Below are 1,978 nucleotides of genomic sequence, written 5' to 3' on the forward strand. Positions count from 1 at the left end.
TGGTATTACCCTGACCGGTACCGATGCCGCCGACACTTTCACCGTACTTTCTACAGCGAATCAGGTAGCAGTAGAAGGTATTACCTTCACCAATGTATCCAAGGTACAGGCGGATGCAGAGACTGGTGACCAAGGTGAGAGTGATGTAGTTAATGCACTAAATGTGGATGTATACCTTGCTGGAAGATCTCAAGAATTTACAGCTTCAGCTATTGACTTTTCCGGATTTGAGCAGGTTGAAACGGAGAGCCTGTTTGGTACTAACTCTGCTGATCATTTCACAATGGAAGATACTGGGGCAGGGATAACCGGTGGGGCTGTTTCGATCTATGGAATGACGATCTCTGGAATAAAAAATCTGGATGCTGGAGATGGAGTTGATTCGGTAGAAAGTAGGGATGGTATTGGGTATGAGATTAACGCTGGCTTAGTAAGTCATGACGGGATTCAATTCTCCAATGTAGAGTCCTTCTCAGGAAGTTATGCTGAACTTCTTAGCTTGGGTTCAAATGATGATGAATTTACTGTCGATAGTTTTGGAAATGTTTTAATAAGTGGTTTGGAGTTTAGAAATTTATCCAGTGTTGATGCAGGAGCTGGGGATAATTCTGTAGATGCGAAAGCTTATACAGCAGGTTTGGCTCTGACAGAGAATTCAGGCGAGGTTAGCCTATTCAACGATGTACTTGTCTTCAAAAAAATAAAAGAGGTCGAAGTCGATAAGCTATTTGGTACCAATGATGTCGATCTGTTTTCCCTAAATGATGATTCAGTTAACCCCATCCTGACGGCATCAGAAATTGATTTTTCTGGACTGTCCAGTGTTGATGGCCTTGCAGGTGAAGATACCCTGACGGTTGATGATGCTGTTCTTGATGGAGACAAAATCAACGGTATTACTTTTATTAATTTAGGTGATGTTGCCTCTAAGAAAGTCACCATTAGCAGTGATCAATCTGGCAATTTTTATATCTATGATGGTTATGTAATATCTGATCAGGATACCGATCATGGCAGTGGTAATGAATATAAGTTCACTGGAGTCGACCATGTTGATACCAACGGATTTGCGACCACTGTAACGGGGTACTCGGGGGAGGATTGGTACGTCCTTGGCGATAAATCGGCCAAGAATTATGGTGTTAGTTTCTATGAGGTAACAAACCTCATTGCTAAAGATGGCGGGGGCTTAATTGGTGAGTCAGCAGGCGCTGCCTATACCATGAGCACAGAGTCCGGTCAGACTGTTGTCTCGGTGAGACAGATGTCATTCCATAATCTATCTCACTTGACAGCAAGTGAAGTAGCTGATGACACAGTCATCAGTAGTGTTGCAAGTAATTGGCAGTTAACACAGTCAGATAACCAAGTTGTACACGCTGGTCTGACTATCAAGAATGTGGAATCCCTGAGCGGTGGTAATGGCCGCCTGAGCAGCAGCGAGGATGACCGTTACGCGTTCAACGCCGACGCCGATCAAGTCACCGTCGACAGCATGGTGTTTGCCAACCTCACCAGTATTGCTGCCAGCGGCAGCGCCGACAGTGTCAGCGGCGGTGCCAACCACGGCTGGGCCCTGACCGACGTCGAGAACCAAGTGGTGCACAACGGCACCATCATTACCGGCGCGGAATCCCTGAGTGCAGGCAATGGCCGCCTGAGCAGCAGCGAGGATGACCGTTACGCCTTCAACGCCGACGCCACCGCAGTCACCGTCGACAGCATGGTGTTCGCCAACCTCACCAGCATCACGGCCGGCGGCAGTGCCGATAGTGTCAGTGGCGGCATCAATCACGGCTGGGCCCTGACCGACCAAACCAATCAAGTGATACATAACGGCGTCACCATTACCGGCGCGGAATCTTTGAGCGCTGGTAACGGCCGCCTGAGCAGCAGCGAGGATGACCGTTACGCGTTCAACGCCGACGCCACCGCAGTCACCGTCGACAGCATGGTGTTCGCCAACCTCACCAGCATC

1 protein-coding gene is annotated in these 1,978 nt (G+C 48.6%); it reads left to right on the forward strand.

Annotated features, from left to right (window positions below; genetic code table 11):
- On the forward strand, positions 1 to 1,978 hold a 1,978-nt coding region (locus ACCI51_RS03770; RefSeq protein ID WP_371842647.1), incomplete at both ends, for a hypothetical protein.

It is taken from the genome of Microbulbifer echini, from assembly GCF_041447225.1.
In the GTDB taxonomy this organism is placed as follows: Bacteria; Pseudomonadota; Gammaproteobacteria; order Pseudomonadales; family Cellvibrionaceae; genus Microbulbifer; species Microbulbifer echini.